This window comes from Micromonospora sp. CA-263727 (genome assembly GCF_050942455.1).
GTDB lineage: Bacteria > Actinomycetota > Actinomycetes > Mycobacteriales > Micromonosporaceae > Micromonospora.
This window is the reverse complement of sequence record NZ_CP192031.1, coordinates 4,452,152-4,473,506: the sequence shown is the minus strand read 5'-3', so window position 1 is coordinate 4,473,506 and position 21,355 is coordinate 4,452,152. Positions and strand designations below refer to the sequence as shown.

The following is a 21,355-nucleotide window of genomic DNA, read 5'->3' as shown; positions in this document are numbered from 1 at the left end:
CGATGCCCGGCGAGGGTCCAGGCATTGACAGAGCACTTTAAAAACACATAGCTTTGAGTTTGGCGGGACCGGTCGGGTCCGGTCCACCAGCGGCCCTCAGATCGCCGCTGACCCCTGCCGACAGACATTGGAGGTGTCTGGGTTGAGCTCCACCAGAGAGACCTACGAGTCCCTGAACCTCGAACCCAAGCCCATCCGCCCGCACATCCTTGCCGCGGCCACCGTGGTCTTCGGCGAGGACTTCTACTCGGGCCGCCGCGAGACGATCAACCTGTCGGGCTTCGTGCAGCTCAACAAGTGGCCCATGCCGGGCTTCGAGCACAAGGTCGACGAGAACGGCTACGCGCAGTTCGCCACCGAGCTGATCAGCGCGCCCGAGGTGGGCATCAAGGGGTTCAGCTACGAGTTGGACGACCGTATCCAGGTGCTGTCCAACCCGTTCCTGCCCAACAGCGGGCACGTACGGCAGATCGTGCCGGGCAAGAACTTCCCGGCCGAGTTCTACATCCGGCGCTTCGGCATCCTGGAGTCGAGCACGCTGCGGCTCGCCCACCGCAACGTCATCGACATCTACGGCGTGGTCGACAGCGTCCCGCCGTTCAAGAAGCCGCTGACCGGCCCCTACCTGGGCAAGCCGCGCGGTGACGGTCCCTTCGACGTGATGGCCGCGCCGAACGTCGTCAAGGGCACCACGCTGCCGGAGGCCTGGTACCCGGCCAACGACGAGAACCAGCCGGTCGGTATCACGCCGAACCTGTTCTTCGCGCCCAGCGCCGGCCCGTGCATGTCCATGCTGGTGGACCCGTCGATGATCATGCAGACCTCGCTGGAGGGGCAGATCGAGGTCGAGGTCAACGGCAAGACGGTGCGGGTCGACCTGGCCGGGGACTACCGCAAGGCGGCCGGCGCCGAGGTGCTGCTCTTCGGCCCGGACAAGCACGACGAGGGTGCGGGCGTGCTGGCCCAGCTGGCCCGGGTCGCGGTTGTCGGGCACAGCCCGGAGCTGGGCGGCCGGGTCATGCTGCGGGCGAGCTGGCCGCGGGTCTCCGGCGGCACCCTGGGCGAGGGCACCGAGGACAGCCTCAGCCGGCTCAAGTTCCCCGGCGACCTGCACATCGACGCCGAGTTCGAGCTGGTCACCCCGCACCAGACCCTCTACGCCGCCAACTCCGTGCACGTCAACGGCAAGATGCGGGGGATGGAGGCCACGGGCACCGAGCTCAAGCTGGACGGCTCGGACACCGCCCTGGTGACCGTGGACGAGCAGCCGAAGGCCCGGCTCACCGGCGTCAACCTGGTGATGCGGGACGCGCTGGTCGGCGAGCACGCCGCGGTGAACGCCTGACCGACGGGGCCGCTTGACGGGTCCGCAGCCAGACGTTCTACTAGTAAAACCGATAGCAACGCACCGCCACGATGTCCCTCCCGACCGCTGCGGCGGCCGGGAGGGACGCGCGCTCAGGGGGCACCGCGTGGACCAGCGGCTACTGCTCATGCACCAGATGATGCTCGGCGACGCGCCCCGGCTGCGGGCGTACGACCGGGCGCTGGAGGCGACCGTCACCCCCGGCGACGTGGTGGTGGACGTGGGCGCGGGGCTGCTCGCGCTCTCCCTGCTGGCCCTGCGGCACGGCGCCGAGCACGTGTACGCCATCGAGGCCGACCCGGCCACCGCCGAGGCGGCGTCGCGCATCATCGAGGCGAACGACCTCAAGGGACGGCTCACCCTGGTCACCGGCGACGCCCGTACGGTCCGGCTGCCGCGCAAGGCGGACGTGCTGGTCTCCGAGATGATGGGCAACCTCGGTCCCGAGGAGGAGATGGCCGAGGTGCTGCACGTCATCGCCCGCCGGCACCTGCGCCCCGACGGCCGGGTGGTGCCCCGGCGGCTGCGGACCTGGCTGGCTGCGGCCGAGTTCGCCGACGAGGGCTGGGGGCTGTGGGGCGCCGACTTCTTCGGCTACCGCCTCGATCCGGTCCAGGAACTCGTGGCCCCCGCACCCCAGCTGCACTTCTTCCAGCGCCCGCCGAGGCTGCTGACCGAGCCGACGGTGCTGCTCGACCAGCCCCTCGACGGCCGTTCGCCGTCCCGGCAGACGCTGCGGCAGCGGCTGCCGGTCACCGCGCCGGGGCGGCTGCACGCCGTGCTCGGCTACTTCGTCGCCGACTTCACCGACGACGTCACGCTGTCGAACTTTCCGTCGTACCCCGGCTGCAACTGGGCGGTCTGGGTGTGGCCGCTGCGGCACACCGACGTCGCCGAGGGCGACGACCTGTCCGTCGCCCTGCGCCGCCCGGCGCGGCGTGCGGTCCGCGCCGTGACCGACTGGCGCCTGGAGTGCGGCCTGTCCCGGCAGAGGAGGTCCTGATGCCTTTCGCGGTGGGTACCGTCCGCGACATCCCCGTTCGTGGTGCTCTCAAGCTCTGCGGCCTGACCTGGTCCGCGGAGTGCCTCTGGTTCTCCGAGGCGGTCTCCAGCAAGATCGCCGCGCTGGACCCGATCAGCGGCAAGGTCGTCCGCCGGCTCGACTGCCCTGGCGTGCGTACCGACCTGACCACGATCGGCGGGCGGCTCTTGCAGGTCGCCGGCGACGACCGCGTGCTGCGGCTGGTCGACCCCGAGGACGGCGAGTTGCTCGGCGAGTTCGGCAACCCGCGCCCCGGCAACGTGCTGTGCGGGCTTGAGGCGACCCGGCACGGGCTCTGGCTGGGCTACGAGGATCTGCGCCAGGTCGATCTACGCGACCCGGACGGCTTCGGGCTGATCGACACCTTCCCGGTGCGACACCCGATCGCCGGTCTGACCGTCTCCGACAGCTACCTCGTCTACGCCGACCACCACGCGGCCACCATCAACCTCTACGACGTGGCGGCCCGCCGCGAGGTGGCCGCCTACTCGGTCGCGGGCAACCCGACCGGCATCACCTGGGACGGCCGCCGGATCTGGTACTGCGACTACACCACCCTGCAACTCCGGGCGATCGAGGTGCCGGGCATCACGAAGGGCTGACGTCAATGGCGACCACGCGCGCTCTGCTGGCCCGTTCGACCTGGATCGGTGCGATCGGTGCCGCCCACCTGCTGCCGGTGCTGCCGCGGGCACTGGTCAAGGCGGCGCGAAGAGACCGGGAGGCGGCCCGCCGGCTGCTGTACCGCCGTCTCACCACCCTGCTGATGCGGCTCGGCCCCACCTTCGTCAAGGCCGGGCAGGTGCTCGGCACCCGGCGTGACGTGCTGCCGGCTGCGCTCTGCGACGAGCTGTCGGTGCTCCAGGACCGGGTCGACCCGATGACTCCCGACCAGACCGGCCGGGCGCTGGTCGAGGCGTACGGCAGTGAGAGGCCGGCGGAGTTCGCGGAGATCGACCCGGTGCCGGTGGCCAGCGGCAGCGTCGCCTGCGTCTACCGTGGCCGGCTGCCCGACGGCGTCGAGGTGGCGCTCAAGCTGCGCCGGCCCGGCATCGCCTCGACGATGGCCCTCGATCTCGCCCTGATGCGGCGCGGCGCGCGGGTGATGGCCCGGCTGCCGATGTTGCGCGGCGTCCCGGTCGAGGAGGTGGTCGAGAACATGTGCGGCGCCGTGTTCGGCCAACTCGACTTCGCCCGCGAGGCGGAGAACCTGCGTCGGCTCAAGGCGAACCTGGCCGTGGTGCCCCGGGTCCGGGTGCCCGGGGTACGCGAGGATGCCTGCCGGCCACGCTGCCTGGTCATGGAGTTCGTTCCCGACCTCGACGTGGACGTGGCGCGGTCGATGTCGCCGGCCGTGCGTAAACGGTTCGCCGCCTCCGCGATGACCGCGATCTACCACATGCTCTTCGTGGACGGTTTCGTCCACTGCGACATGCACCCGGGGAATCTCTACTTCACCCGCGGCGCCCAGGTGGTCGTCCTCGACGCCGGTTTCAGCGTGCAGCTCACCGAGGAACTACGCCGGCTCTTCGCCGAGTTCTTCATGAACATGGCGATCGGGCGTGGCCGGTACTGCGCCGAGATCGTGGTGCGCAGCGGGACCGGGCTGCGACCGGACGCGGACGTGGAGACCTTCCTGGCCCGGATGGCCGACCTGGTGGAGCGCAGCCACGGGTTGCCGGCGCGGGAGTTCAGCCTGATCGCCTTCGCCGCCGAGATGTTCGACCTGCAACGCCGCCACGGCGTGCACGCCGCGCCGGAACTCATCTTTCCGCTGCTCTCGCTGCTGGTGATCGAGGGGACCGTACGCGACCTCGACCCCGACCTCGACTTTCAGGAGCTGGCCAAGCCGGTGCTCATGCGCGGGCTCTTCGGCCGGCGGGCCGCCGCCTGAGGACCCGCCCGCCGCGGTCGGCCGCCGCTCGTGCCGCGTGTGCCGGCCCCACCTGCGCAAACAGCAGACTAAAATATACGATAGCGGAATGGCACAGACTGGCCTCGCGGGCAAACGCTCATACCACCAGTACTGCGGGCTCGCGTCCGCGCTCGACGTGCTGGGCGAGCGCTGGACGCTGCTGATCATCCGTGAGCTGCTGATGGGGCCCCGGCGCTACAGCGAGCTCCTCGGGGACCTGCCCGGCATCGGCACGAACCTGCTCGCCGACCGGCTCAAGTTCCTGGTCGACGCGGGCGTGCTGCGGCAGGTCGACATCCAGGGCACCGGTGGCCGGCTCTCCTACGAGCTGACCCCGACCGGGCAGGCGCTGCGGCCGATGGTGCTCGGGCTGGCCCACTGGGGCCTGGAGTTCGTCGGTGACCTGAGCGCCGAGGACACCGTCCGGCCGCACTGGGGCTTCCTCGCCGTGGAGGCGATGTTCCAGTGGGACAAGATCTCCCCGATCGACGAGAGCTACCAGTTCCGGGTCGACGACGAGGTCTTCCGCATCGACGTCACCGGCGGGGTCCCGCGGGTGGCCAAGGGGCCGGCCGAGGAGCCGGCGATGGTGGCGACCACCGACGCGGCGACCTTCGTCCGGATCGGCGCCGGCCGGGTCACGCCGCTGATGGCGATGGTCGGGGGCAAGCTCAAGCTGGAGGGCGACATCGACGCCGTGCTGCGTTGCTGCGAGCTGCTCGGCCTGGACGCCGGCGCGGCCCCGGCAGCCCAGGCGGTCTCCGGCCACTGACCCGCGGCAAGGGGATGACGGGACCAGATCACTATATTATTCTGAACTAGCCTCGACGTTCGTCGGGGCCTGTCGTCGTCCGGTACGCCGCATCCGTGTGGCACCTCCTGAGCACGGTGATCCCACGGGACGGCCGGTTCGCCCCGCCGCCGCCCGAGCGCCCGTGGCGTCCGTTCGCGATCCGGGCTGATCCCGCCCGGCGCGTCACCGGCAGCGACGACCGCCCGTCCAGCGACAGGAGTCGGCATGACGGACACGGTGCGACACGACCCGGACGCGTTGCCCACGGCGGTGCGGGAGGACTTCCCCCTGCTGGCCCGGCGGGCCGACGACCTCGTCGCCTATCTGGACAACGCCGCGACCACGCAGAAGCCGCGCGCCGTGCTGGACGCGATGACCGACTACTACACCGGGGCGAACAGCAACGTCGGCCGCGGCTACCACCGTCTCGGCCTGGAGTCCACCGAGCGGTACGAGCAGGCCCGCGAAACCGTCGGGCGGGCGATCGGCGCGGCCCACCCCGAGGAGGTGCTCTTCACCGCCGGCACCACGGCCGCCGTCAACCTCGTCGCGGACACCGCCGGCCGGCGGGTGGCCGGGCCGGGCCGGCGGGTGGTGGTGACCGGCCTGGAACACAACAGCAACCTGCTGCCCTGGCGCCGGCTCTGCGACCGCACGGGTGCCGCCCTGACGGTGGTCCCCGCCGGCCCCGACGGCCGGGTCGCGGCCGACCGGTTCGCCGCCGCGCTCGGCCCTGATGTCGCCCTGGTGGCGATCAGCCAGGTCTCCAACGTGCTCGGCACCGTCAATCCGGTGCGGGAGATGACCGCCGCTGCCCGCCGGGCCGGCGCGCTGGTGGTGATCGACGGCGCCCAGGCCGTTCCCCACCGTCCGGTCGACGTGCGCGAGGTGGATGCCGACTTCTACTGCTTCTCCGGGCACAAGGCGTACGGGCCGATGGGCGTGGGCGTGCTCCACGGTCGCCGGGAACTGCTCGCCGAACTGCCTCCGTACCAGGTCGGCGGCGGCACTGTGAAAGGCGTCGCGGCCGACCAGCCGGTCCGCTATCTCGACGGGCCGGCGCGGTGGGAGGCCGGCACCCCGCACGTGGCCGGCGCGGTGGGCCTGGCCGCCGCCCTGGAGTACCTGCGCGGCCTCGGCTGGGACGCGGTCCGTCGGCACGACCGGGCGTTGGTCCGGCACACCGTCGACGTGCTCGCCGCGGTCGACCGGGTGCGGGTGGTGGGTGACCCGGCCGCCGACCCGAGCGGGATCGTCTCCTTCGTCGTCGAGGGCATCCACCCGTACGACGTCGGGGCGCACCTGGACCGGCACGGGGTCGCGGTGCGCTGCGGCGTGCACTGCGCCAGCACCTTCCTCGACGAGCTGGGGCTGCTCGGCACGGTCCGGCTCTCCTTCGGCGTGTACAACACCCCGTCCGAGATCGACCTCGTCGGCGAGCTGCTCGCCGACGTGCGACCCGGGCCCTGGACCACCGACCACCCCGACGTCCGGTTCCTCTGAGCACCGCCCGGGAGGCAGCGCCATGAGGTTCGACACCCGGCTGGTGCACGTCGGCCAGCAACCCGTGCCCGGCACCGGTGCCGTCGTGCCGCCCATCCACCTCAGCACCACCTACGACCGCACCGCCCAGGATCCGCCGCGCTACTTCTACGCCCGGGGCGAGCAGCCCAACCGGGAGGCGCTGGAGGAGTGCCTCGCGGCCCTGGAGGAGGCCCGCCACGCCACCGTCTACACCAGCGGCCAGGCCGCCGCGACGACCGCGCTGTCGGTGGTACCCCCGGGCCGGCTGGTGCTCGCCTCGGACGACGTGTACGGCGGCACCCACCAGCTGCTCGCCGCCGCTCGGGAGCGTGGGGTGACGGTGCGGCCGGTGGATCTCGCCGACCCGGCCGAGCGGGACCGGGCGCTTTCCGGGTGCGGCCCGGAACTGGCCATGGTGTGGCTGGAGACGCCCACCAATCCGCTGCTCAAGGTGGCCGACATCGCCGAGGTGTGCCGGCTCGCGCACCGGCACGGCGCCCTGGTCCTGGTGGACAACACGCTCGCCGGCCCGGTGCTGCAACGACCGTTGGCACACGGCGCGGACCTCACCCTCTACAGCACCACCAAGTCCGTCGCCGGGCACCTCGACGTCCTCGGTGGCGCGCTGGTCTACCAGGACGAGGAGCTGCACCGCAGGTTCCTGGCGTACCGGACGGTGGCCGGGAACGCCCCCGGCGGGTTCGACTGCTACCTGACGCACCGGGGCCTGAAGACACTGGCGTTGCGGACCACCCGCCAGGTGGCGAACACCCGGGCGATCGTGGCGGCGCTGCTGGCCGAACCGAGCGTCGCCCAGGTCAGCTATCCAGGTCTGCCCGCGCATCCGCAGCACGCGGTCGCGGCCCGGCAGATGGCCGCGCCCGGCGCGCTGGCCACCTTCGAGTACCGCGGCGACCCGGCCAAGCTGCTCGACCGGGTACGGCTCTTCACCGCCGCGGTCAGCCTCGGCGGGGTCCGGTCCCTGATCGAGTGTCCGGCGCTGATGACCCACCGTCCGGTGCCGCCCGAGGTGCGCCGGCGGCTCGGGCTGACCGACCGGCTGATCCGGATCTCGCCCGGCATCGAGGATCCGGCTGATCTCGTCGAGGACCTGGTCACCGCGCTGCGCGAGGGCGCCTGATCCGCTCCACGGCATTCCCGCCCCGCGAAGGAGGAGCAGACATGTCCGCATTCACGACCGGCGGCGTCCCGGTGGTGCTCGACGGAGGGCTCGCCACCGAGTTGCAGCGCGCCGGGCTGCCGTACCAGGACCCGTGGTGGGGGACCGCGGCGCTGCTGGCGGAGAGCCGGCGGCGCGTCCTGCGCGAGGTCCACGAGCGGTTCCTGACCGCCGGGGCGCAGGTGCTCACCGCGAACACCCTGCGCTGCAACCTGCGGGCGCTGCGCCGCGCCGGCCTGGAGGACGCCGGGCTCGGCTGGATGGTGCACGCCGCCGTCGGCGTCGCGCTCGCCGCCCGCAACGCGGCCGGCACGCCGGGCACCCGGATCGCCGCCTCGATGGCCCCGGTGGAGGACTGCTACCGGCCGGACCTGGTGCCGCCCGACGACGAACTGCGCGACGAGCACCGTTGGCTCGCCGTGGAGCTGGTCCGGGCCGGGGTGGAGCTGGTGCTGGTGGAGACCATGAACACCGTCCGCGAGGCGCGGATCGCGGTGCAGCAGGTGCGAGAGGTCGGTGCCCGGGCCTGGGCCGGCTTCGTCTGCGACGAGCAGGCCCGCCTTCTGTCCGGAGAGTCCCTGGTGGACGCCGCCCACGCGGTGCGCGCCGCCGGGGCCGAGGTGGTGCTGGTGAACTGCACCGGCCCGGCGGCGACCGAGCGGTGCCTGCGGCTGCTCCGGGACGCCGACGACGGCCCGATCGGCGCGTACCCGAACCTGGAGGACCGCCGCGACGGCCCGCCGGCGCCGCGACCGCTGCTCGATCCGGGGAGTTCGGCGACCTGGCCGCCCGCTGGGCGGTGGCGTACCGGCTCGCCGTGGTCGGGGGGTGCTGTGGCGCTTCGCCGGCGCACATCGGCGCCCTGGCGGCCCGGCTCGACGTCCCGGTGGCGGCCGCCGACTGACGCCGCCAGCGGGTCCGCCGGTCCGGCGTGGGTCGGGCCGGCCAACGAAGGGAGAAGGAGACGGTGAGCGGATCGACGACCGCACCGCCTGTCGAGGTGGTGCGCAGCCTGCCCGGTCCGGCCGGCTACATGTGTGGCCTGACCTGGGACGGCACCTGGCTATGGCACTCCGACCAGGACGCCGCGCGGATCTTCGCGATCGACCCGGCGGACGGCGCGGTGCGCCGCTCCTTCGCGTACCCGGACGTGCGGGCCGACCTGGGATACGCGGACGGGAGACTGTGCCAGATCGGTGGCCGGCCGAAGCGGATCCTGCTGATCGACCCGGCCAGCGGCGAGACCGTCGGCGTGAAGCCGGTACGCCCTTCCAACGGCCGGGTGACCGGCATGGAGGTGGGGCCGCAGGGGGTGTGGCTCTGCCTGCGCGCGCCGGCGGTGGTCCAGCTACGGGACTTCGAGACGATGACGGTGCAGCGGGAACATCCGGTCCACGGGTCGCCCTCGGGGCTCACCTACGCCGAGGGCCACGTGCTCTACGCCGAGTTCGAGGAGGGCCTGCTGCACGCGGTCGACGCGGAGTCGGGGCAGGTGCGGGCCACGGTGCGGGTGCCGGGGCACCCGACCGGGCTGGCCTGGGACGGCGAGGTGGTCTGGTACTGCGACTTCGCCGACCGGCGGTTCAAGGCGGTCCGGCTGCCGGACGTGCTCGACGGCTGACCGGTGGGGGTGGGGCCGGCCGCCCTCACCGGTCCCGGACCCGCTGTCAGGGCACCCGGTCGCGGGCGTCGAACTGTTCCTGTCGGCGGTCGCGGCCACCGTCGCTGCGGTCGCCGGCCCCGGTCGACGCGGTCCGGCAGTGGCCGGAGCAGCCGCACGGGCAGCCGGAGGTGCGCTCGACCCGCTCCGGCGCTTCGGTGGCCGGCCAACCGCCGGTGTGACACGCGATCATCGCTTCTCCCTGCTCTGCGGGTGACGCGCCGGGACGGCCCGCGCGCGGTCGGCCAGGACGGACAGCAGGACCGCCATTTACTTGAGAATCATATGGTAAGTTCGCAGGCGGGTGCCAGCTCCTGACAGGAGGGACGCCATGCGCGTCAGCGTGACCGACGACTCCGCGACCACGACGGCCCTACGCGCCGGCGGGCCGCACACCCCGGCCGACAACCTGCGCACCGCCTCCTTTCCGGAGCTGCGGTCACTGTTCGCGATGGAGCCCGACGCCGTCCACCTCAACACCGGCACCATCGGCGTGATGCCGTACCAGGTGCTGGAGGTCAACGACCAGGTGACCCGGGAGTGGAACGGCGGGCTGCGCAATGTCTACCCGCCCGGCATGTACCCCGAGCACCGCGCCACCATCGGCCGGGCGTTCGGCGTCGACCAGGACGAGATGGTGATCTGCCACAACGCCACCGAGGGGGTGGCCCGGGTCATCAACGGGCTCGACCTGCACGAGGGCGACGAGGTCATCACCACCAGCCACGAGTGCTACTCGGTGCTGTCCAACTTCAACCTGCTGCGCAACCGGCACCGGATCACCCTCACCGTGCTGACCCCGCCGGTCGGCCCGGACGTCACCGCCGAAGAGATCGTCGACATGTTCGCCCGCGGGATCACCCCGCGGACGAAGGTGCTGGCGTTCGCGGCGATCACCCTCTTCACCGGCACCCGGATGCCCGTGCGCCAACTCTGCGACCTGGCCCAGCGCCACGGCCTGACCACCGTGGTCGACGGCGCGCTGCTGCCCGGCATGTTCGACACCGACCTGCGGGCGCTCGGGCCCGACTTCGTCACCTGCTCCGGTTCCAAGTTCCAGTGCGGGCCGCTCGGCACCGGGCTGCTCTACGCCCGCAACAAGGTCCACCCCGAGCACAACCCGCTGCCGCTACCGACCTTCTGGCCGACCATCTCCACCTGGTACCCGATGATGGGCAGCCCGCCGCCGCGCACCACCACCCGGGTGGAGAGCTACAACATGGGCGACTACCTCCAGAGCGCCGGCAGCGCCAGCATCGCCCGGGGCGCGGCGCTGGCCAAGGCGTGCGAGCTGTGGGACCGGATCGGCCGGGACCGGATCGAGCGGTACGCCGTGGCGCTCGGCGACCACACCCGGGCCCGGATCGCCGAGCGGTTCGGCGTCGAATCCCTGTACTCCCCGCTCACCGACGCCCGGCTGACCGCGCCGGTGGTGGCCTTCAACCCGTTCCCCGACCCGGCCGACGGCTGGAACATCACCAAGTTCGCCCGCCTCGTCGACGAGTTGGAGAGCCGGCACCGGATCTGGACCCGGTGGACCGAGTTCGACATCGCCGGCTCGCCGCACCAGCACTACGCCGCCCGGATCTGCACCCACCTCTACAACACCGCCGAGGAGGTCGACCTCGCCGTCGACGCGATCGCGGATCTCGTGCGGGAGCTGTCATGACCGTCACCCCGTACCGGCCGGAGCCGGCCAACGCCGTCCCCCGCCGCCGGGGCGGTGTGCTGCGGGTGGTCGCCCCCACCGACGCCGCCCCGCTCGACCCCAGTTGCGCCCCGGTCTCGGCGGCCCCGTTCGTCCGGCTGCACACCCGGCAACTGGTCACCTGGCAGGTCGCGCGGGACGTGCGCGACTGGCAGGCCGTCGCCCCGGTGCCCGACCTCGCTCTGGAGGTCCCCTCGACGTGGAACGCGGGGCTCGGCGCCAGCCACCGTAGCTACGTCTTCCACCTGCGACCCGATGTCCGCTGGGACACCCCCGACCGGCGTCGGGTCACCGCGCACGACGTGGTCCGCGGCTTCAAGCGGATGTGCAACCCGGTGCGGCCCTCGCCGTCCCTGGCCTACTTCACCGGCGCGGTGCGTGGCATGGCCGCCTTCGCCACCGAGTGGGCGGCCGAGGCCACCCACCGGGCCGGGGACGCCACGACGCTTGCCGCGTACCAGAACACGCACGAGATCCCCGGCGTCATCGCGCTCGATGACGAGACGCTGGTCATCGAGCTGGCCCGGCCGGCGCTGGACTTCGTACAGATGCTGGCCCTGCCCGCCGCGTCGGCGGTGCCCGTCGAGCACGACGCGTTCGTCCCGGGCAGCCCGCAGGCGACCGCCCACCTGCGCGCCAACGGCCCGTACCGGATCCGGCGACACCGGCCCGGCGAGTCGGTCGAGCTGGTCCGCAACCCGGCCTGGGAGCCGGCCAGCGATCCGTGCCGGCGGGCCGAGGCCGACCGGGTGCGGCTGCGCCTGAGCGACGGCACCGGCCGGGCCGAGGTCGACCCGGGCGCCGAGGTGCCCTGCGCGCCTGCCGTCGGTGGCCTGCCGACCGCCGAGCCGATCGCCGCCGGTGACGGCGGGCTCGGCTGGGTGCTCGACCCGTACCTCGTGCTCAACCTGCGCGACCCGATCTGGGCCGATCCGCGGGTTCGGCAGGCGGCGGCGCTCGCCGTGGACAAGGCCGCGGTGGCGGACCTGTTCCGGCGTCACCGGCCCGGCGTGCCGGTGCGGGTGGCCGGCTCGCTGATCCCGCCGGGCAACGCGGGGCACGACCCGACCGACCCGTACCCCACCCCGGACGGCGCGGGGGACCCGGCGCGCTGCCGCGACCTGCTGGCCTCGGCGCACCGCGCCGACGGCCCACCGCTGGTGCTGATCCACCCCCGTTCCGGCCTCGGGCCCGAGGTGGCCCATGCCTGCGCCGCGAGCCTCACCCGGGCCGGCCTGCCGACCCGTCCGGCGGGGCTCTCCGACGCCGCGTACGCCGAGGCGCTGCGCCGGCCCGCCGCGGTCGGCCGGTGGCAGCTTGCCGTGGCATCCCGAGTGCCCGACTGGCTGGAACACAACGCGCGGGTCTTCGTGCAGGCGATGCTGCAGGCGACCCCGGTGCCCGGCGGGGCCAACCACGGCGGCTACGCCTCGCCCGAGGCGGACGCCCTGATCGAACGGGCGCTCGACGCGGCGGAGCCGTGGCGGGCCGAGGCCGACTGGCGGGCCGCGGCGGAGCGCGCGGTCGCCGACGTGGCGGTGGTGCCGATCCTGCACCGGGCGCCCGTCACCGCTGCGGCGCGACCGGACCGGGTCGACGGGGTGCGATCGCTGCCCCCGCAGGGGTACGCCGTGGACCTGACCGCGGTCCGCCCGGAGGTGGACCGGTGAACCCCGTCGTGCGCGACTACCTGCTGCTCGGCCTGCGGCTCGGCCGGCTGGTGGACGGCCTGGTGGACTGCTACTACGGTGACCCGGCGCTGCGCGACCAGGTCGCGGCCGACGCGCCGGCCGACCCTCGGGAACTGTCGCGCCAGGCCACCCGGACACTTGCCGCGCTGCCCGGCAGCGACCTCGAACCGGCCCGCCGCCGGCACCTCGCCGCCCAGCTCGCCGCGCTGCGCGCGGTGGCCGACCGGGCCGCCGGCATCCCGATGTCGTTCCGGGACGAGGTGCGCGCCTACTTCGACGTCGAGGTGACCCGCACCCCGCAGGAGCGGTACGCGGCCGTACACGACGAGATCGACGCGCTGCTGCCCGGACCGGGACCGCTCGTCGACCGGGTGGAAGAGTTCTACCGGCGCAACACCGTTCCTCCGGACCGGTTGCAGCGCTGCGTGCAGGCGGTCTCCGACGCGCTGCGCGAGCGGACCAGGGACCGGTTCGGCCTGCCGGAAACCGAACGCGTCGAGTACACCGTGGTCCGGGACGCGCCGTGGAACGCCTACAACCGCTATCTGGGCGGCTTCCGCTCGACCGTGGCGTTGAACGCGGCGAGCGGCCGGTCGGTCGCCGCGCTGCCCATCATCGTGGCGCACGAGTCGTACCCCGGGCACCACACGGAGCACTGCCTCAAGGAAGCCGACCTGGTCCGGGGCGGTGGCCAGGACGAGCACACCATCGCCCTGCTCGACACGCCCCGGTGCCTGGTCGCCGAGGGCATGGCCGAGGCGGCGGTGGACGCGGTGCTCGGTCCCGGCTGGGGGGAGTGGACCGCGCGCGTCCTCGCCCGCGAGGGGGTCCACGTCGAAGGCGAGCGGGTGGAGCGGATGCGCGCCCTGGTCCTGCGTCTCCTGCCGGCCCGGGTGGACGCCGCCCTGCTCCTGCACGACGAGGGCGGCGGGCAGGGCGAGGCGCTGGCATACCTGCGGCGATGGATGCTGCTGCCGCCCGAGCGCGCCGAGCAGATGATCCGGTTCCTCGCCGACCCGCTCTGGCGCGCGTACTCGGTCACCTACTCCGAGGGGGGCCGGCTGGTCGACGCCTGGCTGGCCGCCCGCGAGCCGGGCACCAGCCTCGCCGACCGCTTCACGACGCTGCTGCGGGAGCCGTTGCTCCCCGCGCGGCTGCGGGTGGACGTGGCGCGGGCCAGCCTCGCCCCCACCTGAGCGAACCGGCACCGGCAGCAGCGATCAGGGACGACGAAGGGTGCGTGTCGATGGACGGCGGCCAGCCGCGGTACGGCGGAACACTACGACTCTACGGGCCGGGCAGCATGGACCATCTGGATCCGGCCTGCGCCTACTACATGCTCGGCGGGCAGATAATCCGGCTCTTCGCCCGCCAGCTCTTCACCTACCGGCCGGTGGCCGACCTGCGCGACCCGTCGGCGATCACGCCCGTGCCCGACGTCGCCGAGGTGGTCCCGACCGTCGACAACGGCGGCATCAGCGCCGACCACACCCGCTACACCATCCGGCTGCGCCCCGGCGTCTACTGGGACACCCAACCGCCGCGTGAGGTGACCGCGGCAGACTTCGTCCGCGGCCTCAAACGGATGGCCAACCCGGTGCTGCGGGCCGGCGGGATCGGCTACTACACCAGCACCATCCGGGGGATGGCCGAGTACTGCGACCGGTACGCCGCCGCGATCACCCTGGCCGAACCGACCGCCGCCGAACTGGCCGCCTTCCAGAACAGCCACGAGATCTCCGGTGTCCGGGCCGTCGAGGAGCGCACGCTCGTGTTCGACCTGATCCGCCCGGCGGTGGACTTCCTGCACATCCTGGCGCTGCACTTCGCCTCCGCCGCCCCGGTGGAGTACGACGAGGTGCTGCCGGACAGCGCGGAGTTCCGGCGGCGGGTGCGCTCGAACGGGCCGTACCGGGTCACCCACTACGCGCACGGCGACTCGGTGCGGCTGGCCCGCAACCCGGTGTGGCGCAAGGAGTCCGACCCGGTGCGCCAGCAGTACCTGGACGGGGTCGAGGTGCGCATGGAGGTCGCCACCCCGCAGCAGGTCGGGGAGATGATCGCCGCCGGCCGCGCCGACCTCTCCTGGGCCTCGCCGATCACCGAGCCGTACGACGTGCCGCCCACCGACCCCGGCAACGACCTCGGTTACGCGCTCAACCCCTACCTGGTGTTCAACCTGCTCAGCCCGAACGCCGGCCGGGCGATGAGCAAACTCAAGGTGCGCCAGGCCATCGCGTACGCCATCAACAAGGCGGCGATCGCCGAGATCTACCACGACCTTGAGGCCGGGACGGTGATGCTGCCCGGGCACACGGCGATTCCACCGGGCAACGACGGGCACGTCGACTTCAACCTGTATCCGACCCCCGGCGACCGGGGCGACCCGGAGCGCTGCCGGGCGTTGCTGGCCGAGGCGGGCTACCCGGACGGGCTCACCCTCACCGCCGTGCACCGGGACGTGGACGCCAACCCGGAGGTGGCCCGCTCCTACGCCACCGACCTGGAGAAGGGCGGCATCAGCGTGCGCCTGGTCGCGCTGGGCCACGCCGAGTACTACCAGTTCCTCCGCGATCCGGCGAACGCCCGGGCCGGCGCCTGGGACATCTCCGCGCCGTCCTGGACGCCGGACTGGTTCGGCCCGAACGGACGCACCTACGTGCAGCCGATGTTCCAGACCAACCTGTCCCGGGGCACCAGCAACTACGGCGGGTACCACAACCCGGAGGTCGACCGGCTGATCGAGGAGGCGCTCGGCGCCACCGACCGGGCCCGTGCCACCGAGCTGTGGCACCAGGTCGACCTGCGGGTCATGCGGGACGCCGCGATCGTGCCGATCCTCGTGCACGCCCCGACGATCCCGCACCGCAAGGGCCGGCGGGTCCGCAACGCGATCGCCATGCCCACCGTGGACCGCTGGTTCGACCTGTCGAACCTCTGGCTGGAGGAGTCCGCATGACCGCAGCAGGCACTCCCCTGGTCGCCGGGCAGACCTCCGACGTGGCCGGGCCGCGCCGCGGCGGCACCCTCACCCTGGTCGGCGCGGGCGACGTCGACCACCTCGACCCGGCGCTGGCATACCACACGGTGACCCGGGGGATCATCCGCGCGTACACCCGACAGCTGGTCAGCTACCCGGCGACCCGCGACCACCGGCGCGCCGGCGACCTGGTGCCGGACCTGGCCGTGGCGGCCGACGAGCCGTACGACGCCGAGGGCCGGCGCTACCGGTTCACCCTGCGCGACGGGCTGCGCTGGGACCTGCCCGACGGGCCCCGGCCGCTGACCGCCGCCGACGTGGTGCGCGGCATCAAGCGACTGGCCCATCCGATGGCGCCCAGCCCCGGCCTGCCCTACTACCTGAGCACCGTCGAGGGGCTGGCCGTGTTCCGCGACGACCTGCTCACCCTGCCCCGTGAACTGGACCTGGTGGCGCCCTACCTGGAAGCCGCCGAGGTGCCCGGGTTGCGCGTGCTCGACGAGCGGACGCTGGAGCTGACCACCCGCCGTCCCACGCCGGACTTCCTCAACATCCTGGCGTTGCCGTTCGCCTCCCCGGCGCCGGAGGAATACCTCTGGTTCGTGCCCGGCAGCCCCGAGCTGAACCAGCGGATCGGCTCGATCGGGCCGTACCGGATCACCGGCTACGAGCCGGACCAGCGGATCACCCTGGAGCGCAGCCGCACCTGGGATCCGGCCACCGACCCGATCCGGGCGGCCCACGTGGACCGGATCGAGGTGCGGCAGGGGCTGGACGAGAAGACCTGCCACGACCTGGTGATCGCCGGCGACGCCGACATGATGTGGGACATCCAGCCGCTGACCGAGCGGCTGCCGCAGATGTTCGCCGCCGAGGACCCCCGGTTGGAGGTCTGCCCGGCCGGCCTGTTCAGCCCGTATCTGGTGATCAATGTGCTCAGCCCCAACCAGGGCGGGGCACTGGCCCGCCGGGAGGTCCGGGAGGCGTTGCAGTACGCGATCGACAAGACCACCGTCGCCGAGGTCTGGGGTGGGCCGCGACTCAACGACATCGCCGAGCAGATCCTGCCGCCGCTGTGCCGCGCGCACCAGCCGTTCGCATCGTACCCGGCCAACGGCGGCGCCGGCGACCCGGAGCGGGCCCGCCGGCTGCTCGCCGGCGCCGGCTACCCGGACGGGCTCACCCTGAAGCTGGTCTACCGTGACCGGGACATCCACCCGGAGACCGCGCGGGCGGTCCGGGCCGGGTGTGCCCGCGCCGGCATCACCCTCGACCTGGTGCCGGCCGGCATCACCGAGCTGTTCGGCACGTACCTCGGCCGGGCCGACGGGGCCCGCGAGGGCCGCTGGGACGTGGCGCTCTCCGGCTGGGAGCCGGACTGGCACGGCAACAACGCCCGGGTCTACCTCCAGGCCCTCTTCGACAGCTCCGACGTCTCGGAGAACGACGACTGGGGCTCGAACTTCGGCCACTACCACAACCCCGTCGTCAACGAGCGGATCGCCGCCGCGCTGAGCTGCGCCGACGAGGCGACCGCCAACGAGCACTGGCGGGCCGCGGAGCGGGAGGTGCTGCGCGACGGCGCGGTCGTGCCGATCCTCTTCGCCCACCAGTACTGGCTGCGCGGGCACCGGGTGCGCAACTGGCTGCCGTACCCGGTGCTCAACGGCGACCTGACCAACCTCTGGCTGGGGGAGGACTGACCCTCGGCGCGCCCGGACCGGGCGCGTGGGGACACCCGTCCGGGAGCATCGATGACAAGCGACGACCAGGGGCTCACCGTACGTCTCGGGACGCTGGCCCAGTCCCACGCCGACCGGGCCGCGGCGCGTGCGGGTGCGCCCGCCGTCCGGCTGGACCGGCTGGCCGCCGATCCGCTGCGCATCGACGAGGACTTTTGCCGGGCGGTGGCCGACCGCTACGACACCGCTCCAACGGTGCGCGACCCGGCCGGCATGGCCCGCGGGTACGCCCGGCTGGCTGAGGAGAACCTGCGCCAGTTCCGGCTGATCGGCGAGGCGGGGATCCGGGTGCTGCCGTGGAGCGGACCGGGTCAGCCGTACCGGGACTCGCGGGATCTCGTGGCACGGGTCCGTTCTCGCGGCCGGCTGCACGTCTTCCTCACCCGTCACGGGCACGGACCGGCCGGCGCGGGCGGCGAGCATCCGCTGCGCGCCCCCTCCGGGGTCCGGGCCGGCGGGGAGGAGCTGCTGCACAACGACATCTTCCGGGCGGTGCACGACGTCTTCGGCCACGTCCTGTACGGCAACACCTTCGGGCCGCACGGAGAGTTCCGGGCCACCCGCTGCCACCTGGCGATGTACCCGGCCGACCTGCATCCGCTGGTCTTCGCCGAACTGGTCGGTCAGCTCTGCTGGTTCTTCTACGGGCCGCACCTGCGCCGCCCGGACGGGACACTGCCCCGGCGCGGCGAGCCCGGATACCTGCCGCCGGCCCGGCGTCCGTACCCACCCCAGAAGCAACTCGCCTACGACCGGCACACCCTGGACCGGTTCGCCGCGCTGTTCGGGCCGCCGTCCCGCTGAGCGCCGCCGCCGTCTCAGGTTGCCGGGCTGACCGCCGACATGAGGAAGTCGGGCACCCGCAGCGGCGGCATCACCATGCGGGTGAAGTAGTCACCCCACTCGCGGGGCAGCGCCGGCACCGGCCGGCCGACCTCGGTGGCACGGGCCAACAGCGACAGCGGGCTCTCGTTGAAACGGAAATTGTGTACCGTGCCGACGATCTCGCCGTCCTCCACCAGGTGCACGCCGTCGCGGGTGAGGCCGGTCAGCAGCAGCGACGCGGGATCGACGTCGCGCAGATACCACAGCGAGGTGAGCAGCAGGCCACGCCGGGTGCAGCGGACCATCTCGGGCAGCGACGGCGCGTCCGGCCCGCCCTCCAGCACCAGGTTGTCCACCATCGGGGTGAGCGGCGCGCCGGTCTGTGCGGCCGTGTGTCGGGTCTGTACCAACGCCGCCAGCATCCCCTCGTCGATCCAGCGGGTCGGCCGCAGCGGCAGTCCGTTGTCGACCACCGTGGTGAGGTCGTCGGTGCCCCGGCTGACGGTGAACGGGGCGCAGGGCAGCAGCGGGTCGTCCGGGTCGCTGCGGAGCGTCAGCGGCAGCGGGGTGAGGCGTTCACCGATCGGCAGCCGGCCGTCCGGGCGGCTGAAGACGGTCCGCCCGTCCAGGGCGCCGCGCGCCCCGGCGGCCAGGTAGAGATGGAGCATCAGGTCGGCCACGCAGCTCGGGGTGAGCAGCACCTCGTAGCGGCCCGGGGGCAGCTCGACCCGGCGGCCGGGCCGCCCCAGCGTCGCGGACAACTCGCCGGTGAGCGCCGCCGCGTCCAGCTCGGACAGGTCCGGCGCGGTGACGCCGGCCCAGGCCGAGGCATCGGCCCCGTCCCGCAGGCTCAGGTCGAATAGGCCGCCGGACTGGAGGTGCCGCAGGCGGGCGCCGGTCGACGCGGCGAGGTAGGTGGTGACCACCCGGTGCTCGGTGTAGCCGTACAGCTGCCGCTGCCCGGCCGCCGCGAAGGCGTCCCGGAGGCCGGGCAGCACGTCGCGGAACGCGTCGACCGACGTGCCACCGGGCGGCTCCGCCCAGCACGGTGTCTGCCAGGGCGCGGGCAGCGACGCGGCGTCGGCGGCGGGTGGGGCGTCCCGGGCGGCCCGCTCGGCCGCGCGGACCAGGTCGGGCAGGGCGTCACCGAGTGCCCCACCGTGGCTGACCAGGCCGACGTGCATCCCGGCGGCGCCCTGCCGCAGCGCCACCGCGGTCACCCGCCGGGCCCGGACGCTGCCGTTGGTGGTCAGCGCGTTGCCCGCCCACCGCAGCTGCGCGGCGGCGGTCTCGTCGGCGATCAGCAGCAACTCGTCGGCATCCCGCCGGTGACGCAGCGCCGCTTCGAGGGCATCCTGGATCCCGTTCACCCGTCGCGCCCTCCGGTGTCGACGACCTCGATGTCACGGAACACGGCGGCCGGGCAGCCGTGGCTGGCGGCGCTCGCCTGCACCGGCTGCCCCTTGCCGCACATGTCGGCGCCGGAGAGCAGCCAGGTGCCCTCCCCACCCAGCCCGCAGAGCGATGACCAGAACCCGGTGGTCTCCGCCTGGTAGGCGGCGCGGGACACCTGCCCGGTCAGTCGGCCGTTGCGGATGCGGTGCCAGCGCTGCGCGGTGAACTGGAACTGCCGTCGGCGCATGTCGATCGACCAGCTGTCGGAGCCGGCCAGGTAGAAGCCGTCCGTCACGCCGGCGATCAGGGCCGCGGTGTCGGGCCCGTCCGTCGCCGGACGTAGCGACACGTTCGGCATCCGGGCCATCGGCGTGTGCCGGTACGACTCGGCGTACGCGCAGCCGGCGGAGCGGGCCAGGCCGGCCTGCGCGGCGGAGGCACGGTCGTGCTGGAAGCCGACCAGGACCCCCTCCTCGATCAGCGGCCAGGACTGCGCGGCCACCCCCTCGTCGTCGAACCCGACGGTGGCCAACCCGTGCTCGGTCGCCCGGTCGGCGTCGACGGTCATCAGCGGCGACCCGTACCGGAGCCGGCCGGTGGAGTCGGGGGTGGCGAAGGTGCCGCCGGCGTACGACATCTCCTGGCCCAGCGCCCGGTCGTACTCGGTGGCGTGCCCGACCGACTCGTGGATGGTGAGCCAGAGCTGCGACGGGTCGATCACCATGTCGTAGCGGCCGGGCCGCACCGGCGGGGCCTGCGCCTTCTCGGCCAGCAGCGCCGGCAGCTCGGCGAGCTCACCGGCCCAGTCCCAACCCTCGCCGTGCAGGTACTCCCAACCGCGGGCCACCGGTGGGCCGACCGTCCGCAGCGTCTGCGTGCCGCCGTCACGGGGGTGCCGGCCCACCGCCAGTACCTGCGGGTGCACCCGGATCCGCTGCTGGGTGACGCTGGTGCCGTCGAGGTCGGCGTAGTAGGTGTTCTCCTGGGTGGCGGTGGCGCGGGCCAGCACGTGCGCGATCGACCGGTGCGCCAGCAGCCCGGCGCACCAGTGGCCCAGCAACTCCACCCGTTCGCTCTCCGGCACGTCGAAGGGGTTGATCCGGTGCGGCGAGGTCCAGGTTGCCGCCGTGTGGGTCGGCTCGGGTGCGAGCGCGACCGGCGTGCTGCCGACGTCGGCGCAGGCCCGTGCCAGCGCCACGGCGTCGTCGCAGGCGCGCACCGCCGCCTCCGGCGTGAGCTCCGGCGCGGCGGCGAAGCCCCACGCGCCGTGGTGCAGCACCCGCACCGCCAGGCCGATCTCGGTCTCCTCCTCGCTGGCCCGCAGCGCGCCGTCGTGCACGACGCTGCGTCCGGAGCGGACCCGCTGCACCCGCAGCGCGGCGTACCGCGCGCCCTGCTCACGGGCCCGGGACAGGGCGGCGTCGGCCAGCCGGGCCAGCGGGAGGGCGAGGAAGGAGTCGTCGATCTCGTCGGGCACACGCGCCTCCGGTCGCCGGGGTGCCGCCATCCGCGCCGGCGGCGTGGCGACCCGGGG

General features: G+C 73.3%; 18 protein-coding genes and 1 pseudogene. 16 read left to right on the top strand and 3 right to left on the bottom strand.

The genetic code is table 11. The annotated features are described in order from the left end of the window. The first annotated feature begins 142 nt into the window (after positions 1–142). The 10 genes and pseudogenes from ACQPYA_RS19475 to ACQPYA_RS19430 all read left to right on the top strand — a co-directional run bounded on the left by ACQPYA_RS19475 (position 143) and on the right by ACQPYA_RS19430 (position 9,441). Positions 143–1,345, top strand: a complete 1,203-nt coding sequence (locus tag ACQPYA_RS19475; protein WP_433528527.1) for a DUF6004 family protein — start codon at positions 143–145, stop codon at positions 1,343–1,345. A 127-nt stretch (positions 1,346–1,472) separates the two neighbouring features. Next, complete coding sequence (locus tag ACQPYA_RS19470; RefSeq protein ID WP_433528526.1) at positions 1,473–2,369, top strand: 50S ribosomal protein L11 methyltransferase; 897 nt, start codon at positions 1,473–1,475, stop codon at positions 2,367–2,369. Then, positions 2,369–3,010 (top strand): hypothetical protein, encoded by a 642-nt coding sequence (locus ACQPYA_RS19465; RefSeq protein WP_433528525.1) that lies wholly within the window; start codon positions 2,369–2,371, stop codon positions 3,008–3,010. Before ACQPYA_RS19470 ends, ACQPYA_RS19465 begins: the two co-directional genes overlap by 1 nt. Before the next feature lie 5 nt (positions 3,011–3,015). Beyond that, positions 3,016–4,302 carry an ABC1 kinase family protein gene (locus ACQPYA_RS19460; protein WP_433528524.1) on the top strand — a complete coding sequence of 429 codons (1,287 nt, stop codon included), beginning with the start codon at positions 3,016–3,018 and terminating at the stop codon, positions 4,300–4,302. Between the two features lie 88 nt (positions 4,303–4,390). Next, positions 4,391–5,095, top strand: coding sequence for a winged helix-turn-helix transcriptional regulator (locus tag ACQPYA_RS19455; RefSeq protein WP_433528523.1), 705 nt, complete (start codon positions 4,391–4,393; stop codon positions 5,093–5,095). 246 nt (positions 5,096–5,341) lie between these two features. Beyond that, entirely contained in the window at positions 5,342–6,619 is a 1,278-nt protein-coding gene (locus ACQPYA_RS19450; RefSeq protein ID WP_433528522.1) for an aminotransferase class V-fold PLP-dependent enzyme, read from the top strand. A 22-nt stretch (positions 6,620–6,641) separates the two neighbouring features. Further along, positions 6,642–7,781 carry a trans-sulfuration enzyme family protein gene (locus tag ACQPYA_RS19445; protein ID WP_433528521.1) on the top strand — a complete coding sequence of 380 codons (1,140 nt, stop codon included), beginning with the start codon at positions 6,642–6,644 and terminating at the stop codon, positions 7,779–7,781. 41 nt (positions 7,782–7,822) lie between these two features. After that, positions 7,823–8,488: pseudogene (locus ACQPYA_RS19440) on the top strand (homocysteine S-methyltransferase family protein); the annotation flags it as partial. Continuing rightward, a complete protein-coding gene (locus tag ACQPYA_RS19435; protein ID WP_433533536.1) occupies positions 8,482–8,724 on the top strand; it encodes a homocysteine S-methyltransferase family protein in 243 nt (80 codons plus the stop codon). The pseudogene ACQPYA_RS19440 and the gene ACQPYA_RS19435, both read left to right, overlap by 7 nt. A 63-nt stretch (positions 8,725–8,787) precedes the next feature. Beyond that, positions 8,788–9,441 carry a hypothetical protein gene (locus ACQPYA_RS19430; protein ID WP_433528520.1) on the top strand — a complete coding sequence of 218 codons (654 nt, stop codon included), beginning with the start codon at positions 8,788–8,790 and terminating at the stop codon, positions 9,439–9,441. Between the two features lie 46 nt (positions 9,442–9,487). Here the strand turns inward: ACQPYA_RS19430 and ACQPYA_RS19425 are convergent, their stop codons facing one another. Next, positions 9,488–9,673, bottom strand: a complete 186-nt coding sequence (locus ACQPYA_RS19425) for a hypothetical protein (protein WP_433528519.1) — start codon at positions 9,671–9,673, stop codon at positions 9,488–9,490. Between the two features lie 138 nt (positions 9,674–9,811). Between ACQPYA_RS19425 and ACQPYA_RS19420 the strand changes: the two genes are divergently transcribed. The 6 genes from ACQPYA_RS19420 to ACQPYA_RS19395 are packed head-to-tail and all read left to right on the top strand — an operon-like array spanning position 9,812 to position 18,405. Next, on the top strand, positions 9,812–11,149 hold the full coding sequence (locus ACQPYA_RS19420) for an aminotransferase class V-fold PLP-dependent enzyme (protein ID WP_433528518.1): 1,338 nt from the start codon (positions 9,812–9,814) through the stop codon (positions 11,147–11,149). Next, a complete protein-coding gene (locus tag ACQPYA_RS19415) occupies positions 11,146–12,858 on the top strand; it encodes an ABC transporter substrate-binding protein (RefSeq protein WP_433528517.1) in 1,713 nt (570 codons plus the stop codon). Before ACQPYA_RS19420 ends, ACQPYA_RS19415 begins: the two co-directional genes overlap by 4 nt. Then, entirely contained in the window at positions 12,855–14,075 is a 1,221-nt protein-coding gene (locus tag ACQPYA_RS19410; protein ID WP_433528516.1) for a DUF885 domain-containing protein, read from the top strand. Before ACQPYA_RS19415 ends, ACQPYA_RS19410 begins: the two co-directional genes overlap by 4 nt. 50 nt (positions 14,076–14,125) lie before the next feature. Continuing rightward, complete coding sequence (locus ACQPYA_RS19405; RefSeq protein ID WP_433528515.1) at positions 14,126–15,838, top strand: ABC transporter substrate-binding protein; 1,713 nt, start codon at positions 14,126–14,128, stop codon at positions 15,836–15,838. Then, positions 15,835–17,562, top strand: coding sequence for an ABC transporter substrate-binding protein (locus ACQPYA_RS19400; protein WP_433528514.1), 1,728 nt, complete (start codon positions 15,835–15,837; stop codon positions 17,560–17,562). The genes ACQPYA_RS19405 and ACQPYA_RS19400 overlap by 4 nt, the downstream gene beginning before the upstream one ends. A gap of 51 nt (positions 17,563–17,613) precedes the next feature. After that, entirely contained in the window at positions 17,614–18,405 is a 792-nt protein-coding gene (locus tag ACQPYA_RS19395; protein WP_433528513.1) for a hypothetical protein, read from the top strand. 14 nt (positions 18,406–18,419) lie between these two features. Here the strand turns inward: ACQPYA_RS19395 and ACQPYA_RS19390 are convergent, their stop codons facing one another. After that, positions 18,420–19,796: a metallopeptidase TldD-related protein gene (locus ACQPYA_RS19390; protein WP_433528512.1), complete on the bottom strand. Its 1,377-nt coding sequence runs from the start codon at positions 19,794–19,796 to the stop codon at positions 18,420–18,422. Then, positions 19,793–21,328 carry a TldD/PmbA family protein gene (locus ACQPYA_RS19385; RefSeq protein ID WP_433528511.1) on the bottom strand — a complete coding sequence of 512 codons (1,536 nt, stop codon included), beginning with the start codon at positions 21,326–21,328 and terminating at the stop codon, positions 19,793–19,795. Before ACQPYA_RS19385 ends, ACQPYA_RS19390 begins: the two co-directional genes overlap by 4 nt. Positions 21,329–21,355: the final 27 nt, after the last annotated feature.